General features: G+C 55.8%; 6 protein-coding genes. 4 read left to right on the forward strand and 2 right to left on the reverse strand.

All coding sequences use genetic code 11. The features are described 5' to 3' along the window. Window positions 1–121: 121 nt before the first annotated feature. Both ppc and argE read right to left on the reverse strand, forming a co-directional pair. On the reverse strand, window positions 122–2,773 hold the full coding sequence (gene ppc, locus RTY00_RS12740) for a phosphoenolpyruvate carboxylase (RefSeq protein ID WP_312664705.1): 2,652 nt from the start codon (window positions 2,771–2,773) through the stop codon (window positions 122–124). A gap of 257 nt (window positions 2,774–3,030) precedes the next feature. Continuing rightward, window positions 3,031–4,179: an acetylornithine deacetylase gene (gene argE, locus RTY00_RS12745; RefSeq protein ID WP_007885409.1), complete on the reverse strand. Its 1,149-nt coding sequence runs from the start codon at window positions 4,177–4,179 to the stop codon at window positions 3,031–3,033. Between the two features lie 167 nt (window positions 4,180–4,346). On the opposite strand from argE, the gene argC reads away from it, so the two are divergent. From argC to argH, 4 genes are all read left to right on the forward strand, one after another. After that, window positions 4,347–5,351 carry an N-acetyl-gamma-glutamyl-phosphate reductase gene (gene argC / locus RTY00_RS12750; protein WP_110868176.1) on the forward strand — a complete coding sequence of 335 codons (1,005 nt, stop codon included), beginning with the start codon at window positions 4,347–4,349 and terminating at the stop codon, window positions 5,349–5,351. 15 nt (window positions 5,352–5,366) lie between these two features. Then, a complete protein-coding gene (gene argB, locus RTY00_RS12755; RefSeq protein ID WP_007885411.1) occupies window positions 5,367–6,140 on the forward strand; it encodes an acetylglutamate kinase in 774 nt (257 codons plus the stop codon). Between the two features lie 14 nt (window positions 6,141–6,154). Further along, window positions 6,155–7,372, forward strand: a complete 1,218-nt coding sequence (locus tag RTY00_RS12760) for an argininosuccinate synthase (protein ID WP_179453191.1) — start codon at window positions 6,155–6,157, stop codon at window positions 7,370–7,372. Between the two features lie 75 nt (window positions 7,373–7,447). Beyond that, the coding region (gene argH / locus RTY00_RS12765) for an argininosuccinate lyase (protein WP_312664706.1) at window positions 7,448–8,035 on the forward strand (588 nt) is incomplete at its 3' end.

Consider the following 8,035-nt stretch of genomic DNA (forward strand, 5'->3'; position numbering starts at 1 on the left):
CTCACCCTAACCCTCTCCCGCAAGCGGGCGAGGTAATGTTTAGGTGGGGAAAGGTTGTAACATCTGTGCTTGAGCGGTCCCCTCTCCCGCTAGCGGGAGAGGGTTAGGGTGAGGGAAAAAATTACCCCGTATTACGCATACCCGCTGCAACACCCGCGATCGTCACCATCAGCGCTTGTTCTACACGCGCATCTGGCTCATCACCGCGCTCTTCTTGCGCACGTGAACGATGCAGCAGTTCAGCCTGCAACACGTTCAGCGGATCGGTATAGACGTTACGCAGCGCGATAGATTCAGCAATCCACGGTTGGTCAGCCATCAAATGCGCATCGTTAGCGATGGTCAGCACCGCTTTGATATCCGCATCCAGTTGATCGCGCAGTTGCTTGCCGAGTGGCCACAGTGATTTATCCACCAGACGCTGATCGTAGTACTCCGCCAGCCACAGATCGGCTTTCGAGAACACCATCTCCAGCATGCCAAGACGTGTGGCGAAGAACGGCCACTCGCGGCACATGTTCTCCAGCTCATCCTGATGACCTTCATCCATCGCTTTCTGCAACGCGGCACCCGCGCCCAGCCAGGCTGGCAGCATCAGGCGGTTCTGTGTCCAGGCGAAGATCCACGGAATAGCACGCAGCGATTCCACACCGCCGGTTGGGCGACGTTTAGCCGGACGTGAACCCAACGGCAATTTACCCAGTTCCTGCTCTGGCGTGGCTGAACGGAAATAGGGCACGAAGTCCGGATTTTCACGCACATAGCCACGATACATCGCACAGGAGTGCGCCGACAGGCCTTTCATGATCTCCTGCCATTCGCGCTTTGGTTCCGGCGGTGGCAGCAGGTTGGCTTCCAGAATCGCACCGGTATACAGCGACAGGCTGGCGATGGTGACTTCTGGCAAACCGTATTTGAAGCGAATCATCTCGCCCTGTTCGGTCACGCGCAGTCCACCTTTCAGGCTGCCCGGCGGTTGTGACAACAGCGCAGCATGGGCTGGCGCGCCGCCACGACCGATTGAGCCACCGCGTCCGTGGAACAGCGTCAGCGTAATGCCCGCGCTCTCACAGGTTTTGATCAGTGCGTCCTGCGCCTGATATTGCGCCCAGCTGGCGGCCATCACGCCGGCATCTTTCGCCGAGTCGGAATAGCCAATCATCACCATCTGTTTGCCGTTGATAAAGCCGCGATACCAGTCGATGTTCAGCAACTGCGTCATCACGTCGTTAGCGTTGTTTAGGTCATCAAGGGTTTCGAACAGTGGCGCAACCGGCATGGCGTAAGGAATGCCTGCTTCTTTCAGCAGCAGATGCACGGCCAGCACGTCCGACGGGGTTTTCGCCATGGAGATCACGTAGGAAGCAATTGAACCCTGCGGCGCTTCGGCCACCACTTTGCAGGTATCCAGCACTTCACGCGTCTCATCGCCCGGTTCCCACTGATGCGGCAACAGCGGACGCTTAGAATTCAGTTCGCGAATCAGGAAAGCTTGTTTATCAGCTTCTGACCAGCTTTCGTAATCACCGAGGCCGAGATAACGCGTCACTTCGGCAATCGCCTGGGTATGGCGGGTGCTCTCCTGACGAATATCGATACGTACCAGCGGCACGCCGAAACACTTCACGCGGCGCAGCGTGTCCAGCAGCTGGCCATTGGCGATGATGCCCATGCCGCACTGTTGCAGCGATTGATAAATAGCGAACAGCGGTTCCCACAGCTGATCGTTGGAGACCAGCAGATCGGCCGGACGCGGCAGGCGCTCGCCTTTCAGACGACGACCAAGATAAGCCTGCGTGGTCATTAGCTGGCTGCGAATGCGCTTCAGCACCATACGGTACGGCTCGAGCGCTTCCGGATCGCCACACAGCTCGCGCACTTCGTCGCTACATTCGGACATCGACAGCTCAGAAACCAGCACGCCGATATCGCGCAGGAACAGGTCCGCGGCTTTCCAGCGGCTCAGCTGCATCGCGTGGCGGGTAATCGGTGCGGTGACGTTCGGGTTGCCGTCACGGTCGCCGCCCATCCACGAGGTAAATTTGATCGGCACGAAATCGACCGGCAGCTTAATGCCAAAGGTCTCTTCAACTTGCTCGTTCAGCTCACGCAGGAAGGCCGGCACGCCTTGCCACAGGCTGTTTTCCACCACGGCAAAGCCCCATTTGGCTTCATCGATTGGTGTTGGACGGTATTTGCGGATTTCGTCGGTGTGCCACGCTTGTGCCACCAGCTGGCGCAGACGGCGCATCACCTGGGTGCGTTCGTAGTCAGAGATATCGCTATGATCGAGTTGCTGCAAACAGCTGTTCACTTCGCCCAGCATATGGATCAGCGTGCGGCGGGTAATTTCGGTGGGGTGCGCAGTCAGCACCAGCTCCAGCGACAGCTCTTCAATCGACTGACGAATTGCCGCTTCGCTGATATCGCCTTGCTGTTTCAGGCGCTCGAAAGTCTTTTTCAGCAGTTCAGGATGGTTCGCGCCATCACCGCTCCGCGAAATGGTTTGGTACTGTTCAGCGACGTTGGTGAGATTAAGGAACTGGCTAAACGCACGCGCCACCGGCAGCAGCTCGTCATTCGACAGATTTTGCAGCGTGGTCAGCAGTTCCTGACGATGGGTGTCATTTCCCGCACGGGATGACTTAGAGAGTTTACGGATGGTCTCCACCTGGTCGAGGATGTTCTCTCCTAGTGCATCCTTAATCGTATCCCCGAGCAGTTTGCCGAGCATACTGACATTACTTCGCATTGCGGAATATTGTTCGTTCATTGGACCCTGACACCCTCATCATCTTTTTAAATATCCCCACGGGAATTATTTACCCACGGGCATAACATCGTCTTTTATCTAGCCACGTATCTTCCTGCACGTCAATTGCCTTAAATCTACGTAAATGTGCTGCTAAATGGCGGAAATTCAAAGAATTTGCTTGCAGCGAAGCGAGATAAGTTATTCTTATTATCAAATCCCGAACAATGACGGGGCAATTTTCTGATTTAACAGTGAAATGCCCCATCTGTTGTTCATCAATGACAAAAATGCTGCACGACTTGGGTGATAAGCGCATGAGTCGGCTTGATAAATGCGGTATCAATAAACTCATCAGGTTGGTGGGCTTGATTGATAGATCCCGGGCCTAAAACCAGCGTTGGACACAATTGCTGGATAAAAGGCGCTTCAGTGCAATAGTTCACCACTTCGGTTGGCACGCCCAGCAGCTTCTCAACCACTTGCACCAGCTCATGATCGGCCGGGCATTCGTAGCCTGGAATCGGCGGATGCAGCTCGCCCACGGTTAAACGTCCCGGCCAGCGCGCACTTACCGGTGCCAGCGCGTCATTCAGCAGACCATCCAAATCGCTCAGGGTTAAGCCCGGCAGCGGACGAATATCCATATGCAATTCACAGCAGGCGCAGATGCGGTTGGCGGCGTCGCCACCATGAATATGGCCGAAGTTCATGGTTGGATAAGGAATGGCAAAACCATCGTGGTTGTAACGCTCTTTCAAGGTGTTACGCAGCTGCATCAATTGGGTGATGGATTCATGCATCAGCTCAATGGCGTTGACGCCGCGCGACGGATCGCTGGAGTGGCCCGATTGTCCCTGAATACGAATCACATTCGACAGATGACCTTTATGCGCACGCACCGGCTTGAGCGAGGTTGGCTCGCCGATGATGGCGCAATCCGGACGCAGTTGCGTTGATTCAGAGAAATACTTCGCGCCCGCCATGGTGGTCTCTTCATCGGCGGTGGCGAGGATGTAGAGCGGCTTGCTGAGTTTGGTCACGTCAACGTCACGCAGCGCATCCAGAATAAAGGCGAAGAAGCCTTTCATATCGGCGGTGCCCAGGCCGTAAAGCTTGTTGTCGTGCTCGGTCAGCGTGAAAGGATCGCGCGTCCAGCGGCCATCATCGTAAGGCACGGTGTCAGTATGACCGGCCAGTAACAGGCCGCCTGCACCCAATCCGCTGCGCGCCAGCATGTTGAATTTATGCCGCGTGCCAGGCACCGGCTGCACTTCTACACTGAAGCCAATATCGCGGAACCAGCCGGCCAGCAAATTGATTAAAGTTTCATTACTCTGATCCAGTGCGCTATCGGTTGCGCTGATTGATGGCGTGGCAATCAACTGGCGGTAGAGTTCGATAAAAGGTGGTAATTTTGTCTTCACTGTTGACGGTCCTTGGGTTAGGATGTATCAATATTCATGCATTAATAGTGAATAAAAATACAATAACGTCGCTTGCATGTGAAGCATCAAATCTTCTGCAAACGGCATTCTGGGCAACGGGGCAAGGCCGCGACCCGATACGTGACTGTAATAAGGTATACAGCCTGATGTTGAATACGCTGATCGTTGGTGCCAGTGGTTACGCTGGCGTAGAGCTTGCCACCTACCTGAATCGCCATCCGCATATGAACATAACCGCTTTGGCGGTTTCAGCGCAAAGCCCGGATGCTGGAAAGTTATTGTCGGATTTGCATCCGCAACTCAAAGGCATTGTCGATTTGCCGCTGCAGCCGCTGAGCGACGCCGCTGAATGGGCCGACAAAGTGGATGTGGTGTTCCTCGCCACCGCCCATGAAGTCAGCCACGATCTGGCACCTGAATTCCTCAAAGCCGGTTGCGTGGTGTTCGATCTCTCCGGCGCATTCCGCGTAAACGACGATGCTTTCTATACCCAATATTACGGTTTTAGCCATCAGCATCAGGATTGGCTGGATAAAGCTGTTTACGGCCTGGCCGAATGGCAGCACGACAAAATTAAAGACGCGGAGCTGGTTGCGGTGCCGGGTTGCTACCCAACCGCAGCCCAGCTTTCGCTGAAACCGCTGATCGCAGCGGGCCTGCTTAACGATGCACAGTGGCCGGTGATCAATGCCACCAGCGGCGTGAGCGGCGCAGGGCGTAAAGCCAACGTTGGCACCAGCTTCTGTGAAGTGAGCTTGCAGCCGTACGGCCTGTTTAATCACCGTCATCACCCGGAAATCGTGGCGCATCTCGGTACGCCGGTGATCTTCACGCCACATCTGGGCAGCTTCCCGCGCGGTATTTTGTCGACCACGACCTGTCGTTTGAAAGCGGGTGTGACGCAGCAGGATGTGGCGGATGCTTTCCATAATGCGTACCACGACAAACCGCTGGTGCGCGTGTATGACAAAGGTGTACCGGCGCTGAAAGCGGTGGTCGGTTTGCCGTTCTGCGACATTGGCTTCGCCATGCAAGGTGAGCACCTGATTGTGGTGGCTGCCGAAGATAACCTGCTGAAAGGCGCCTCATCGCAGGCGGTTCAGTGTTTGAACATTCGTTTCGGCTTCCCCGAAACGCTGTCTTTGATTTAACGAACGGATAACGCAATGAATCCATTGATCATTAAACTGGGTGGCGTGCTGCTGGATAGCGAAGAAGCGCTGGCCCGTCTGTTTGATGCCCTGCTGGCGTACCGCAATGAACATCAGCGTCCGCTGATCATTGTGCACGGCGGTGGTTGCGTGGTGGACGAGCTGATGAAGAAGCTCGCGCTACCGGTGAAAAAGAAGAACGGTTTGCGCGTGACGCCAGCCGATCAGATTGACATTATTACCGGTGCGTTAGCCGGTACCGCCAACAAAACGCTGCTGGCGTGGGCGAAGAAATATGGCATCGGCGCAGTCGGTTTGTGCCTCGGCGACGCCGGTTTGGTTAATGTGGCGCAGTTCGATGAAGAGCTGGGACACGTTGGCAACGCGACGCCGGGCAATCCGGCGCTGGTGAACACGCTGCTGGCGGCGGGCTACATGCCGGTGATCAGCTCGATTGGTATCACCGACGGCGGCGAGTTGATGAACGTCAACGCTGACCAGGCGGCGACTGCGCTGGCGGCGACCATTGGTGCCGATTTAGTGCTGTTGTCTGACGTTAGCGGCATTCTCGATGGCAAAGGTCAACGCATTGAAGAGATGACCGCCGCGAAAGCGGAACAGCTGATTGCGCAGGGCATCATCACCGATGGCATGATCGTGAAAGTGAATGCGGCGCTCGATGCCGCTCGCACGCTCGGTCGCCCGGTCGATATCGCCAGCTGGCGTCATGCTGAACAACTGCCAACCCTTTTCAACGGCGTGTCGATTGGCACCCGGATTCTCGCATAATCAAGGATTAAGACATGAGCACGCAAAACATCAAAAAAATCGTTCTGGCCTACTCAGGCGGTCTGGATACTTCAGCCATCATTCCATGGTTGAAAGAGAACTACGGCGGCTGTGAAGTGGTGGCGTTCGTGGCGAACATTGGCCAGGATCCGGCAGATTTAGAAGGCGTTGAGAAGAAAGCGCTGCAGTCAGGTGCGTCTGAGTGCCACGTGGCCGATCTGCGTGAAGAGTTCATCAGCGAATACGTTTATCCGGTGCTGCAAACTGGCGCACTGTACGAAGGTACTTACCTGCTGGGTACCTCAATGGCACGTCCAATCATCGCCAAAGCGCAGGTTGAGCTGGCACTGAAAGTCGGCGCAGATGCGCTGTGCCACGGCGCAACCGGTAAAGGTAACGATCAGGTGCGCTTCGAAACCACCTACACCGCGCTGGCACCACAGCTGAAAGTGGTTGCGCCATGGCGTGAATGGGACCTGCGTTCACGTGAGGCGCTGCTGGATTACCTGAAAGAGCGCAATATCCCTACCACCGCGTCGCTGGAAAAAATCTACAGCCGTGATGAGAACGCATGGCACATCTCTACCGAAGGTGGCGTGCTGGAAAGCCCAGCCAATGCTCCGAACAAAGATTGCTGGGTGTGGACCGTTGATCCGCTGGAAGCGCCAGATCAGCCAGAAAACGTCACCGTTACCGTTGAGAAAGGTCGCGTTGTCGCGGTGAACGGCGAGAAGCTGAGCCCGTTCCAGTGCCTGGAAAAACTCAACGTGCTGGGTGCGAAACATGGCGTGGGTCGTATCGATATCGTGGAAAACCGTCTGGTAGGCATCAAGTCTCGCGGCTGCTACGAAACCCCGGGCGGCACCATCATGGTGAATGCACTGCGTGCGGTTGAACAGCTGGTGCTGGATCGCGACAGCTTCAAATGGCGTGAGCAGCTGGGCCATGAAATGTCTTACGTGGTTTACGATGGCCGCTGGTTCGCGCCGCTGCGTAAATCCATCCAGGCCGCTGCTGAATCACTGGCAGAAGAGGTGAACGGCGAAGTGGTATTGCAGCTGTACAAAGGCCAAGCTACGGCGATTCAGAAAACCTCTGCTAACAGCCTGTATTCAGAAGAGTTCGCTACCTTTGGCGAAGATGAAGTTTACGATCACCGTCACGCGGGCGGCTTTATCCGCTTGTTCTCACTCTCTTCACGCATTCGCGCGCTGAACGAGCAGAAGAAGTAATACCGCGGCAATCGACATAATTTGCAAGGGCGGCTTCGGGCCGCCTTTTCTATAACGGATTCAGGAGTAATTCAGATGGCACTTTGGGGCGGACGTTTTTCGCAGGCAGCAGACCAACGGTTCAAACAGTTCAACGACTCGCTGCGTTTTGACTTTCGCCTGGCCGAGCAGGACATTACCGGCTCGATTGCCTGGTCAAAAGCGCTGGTAACGGTCAACGTGCTGACCAATGAAGAGCAGCAACAGCTGGAAAGCGCATTGAATGAACTGCTGGCCGAGGTACGCGCCAATCCTGAGCAGATTCTGCAAAGCGATGCGGAAGATATTCACAGCTGGGTGGAAGGCAAGCTGATCGATAAAGTCGGCGCGCTGGGCAAGAAATTGCACACCGGCCGTAGCCGTAACGATCAGGTCGCGACCGATCTGAAACTGTGGTGCAAAGAGCAGGTTGCCGTGCTGCTGGAGGCGACGCGCGAACTGCAATCAGCGTTGGTCGCCACGGCAGAAGCCAATCAGGACGCGGTGATGCCAGGTTATACGCACCTGCAGCGTGCGCAGCCGGTGACTTTCGCGCATTGGTGCCTGGCGTACGTTGAAATGCTGGCGCGTGACGAGAGCCGTTTGCAGGATGCACTGAAGCGTATGGATGTCAGTCCGCTGGGC

The organism is Pantoea sp. CTOTU49201 (assembly GCF_032054795.1).
Taxonomy (GTDB): domain Bacteria; phylum Pseudomonadota; class Gammaproteobacteria; order Enterobacterales; family Enterobacteriaceae; genus Pantoea; species Pantoea symbiotica.

What these genes read in the sequence shown, in the direction of transcription:
- ppc (WP_312664705.1), bottom strand. Translation starts at nt 2,773, where the DNA reads ATGAACGAACAATATTCCGCAATGCGAAGTAATGTCAGTATGCTCGGC.
- argC (WP_110868176.1), top strand. Translation starts at nt 4,347, where the DNA reads ATGTTGAATACGCTGATCGTTGGTGCCAGTGGTTACGCTGGCGTAGAG.
- argB (WP_007885411.1), top strand. Translation starts at nt 5,367, where the DNA reads ATGAATCCATTGATCATTAAACTGGGTGGCGTGCTGCTGGATAGCGAA.
- RTY00_RS12760 (WP_179453191.1), top strand. Translation starts at nt 6,155, where the DNA reads ATGAGCACGCAAAACATCAAAAAAATCGTTCTGGCCTACTCAGGCGGT.